Here is a 268-nt window from a genome sequence, read left to right on the forward strand (position 1 = left end):
CGCCTGCACATAAACCGGTTGTGGTTGCACATAGACCGGGTGTTCTACGTAAACCGGGCGTTGTTGGCTGGCGACTATCGAGCCAACAACCGTAGCACCGACCACTGCGCCAACCAGCGCCGGGCCAGCACCCCAACCGCCATGGGCGGATGCCTGGCCAGCGACAGCCAGGGCGCCGATCAGCAAAGCAACTTTGGGGAAGGTACGCATCATGACGATTCCTCTGCTTTCAACCCCGCGTCTTGGCCTGCACCAGGCCATATGAAAT

At 60.4% G+C, this 268-nt stretch carries 1 pseudogene; it reads right to left on the reverse strand.

From position 1 onward, the window contains the following. A pseudogene (locus GHN86_RS23235) lies at positions 1-213 on the reverse strand (hypothetical protein); the annotation flags it as partial. Between the last annotated feature and the right edge of the window lie 55 nt (positions 214-268).

The organism is Pseudomonas helleri (assembly GCF_009600315.1).
GTDB lineage: Bacteria > Pseudomonadota > Gammaproteobacteria > Pseudomonadales > Pseudomonadaceae > Aquipseudomonas > Aquipseudomonas helleri_A.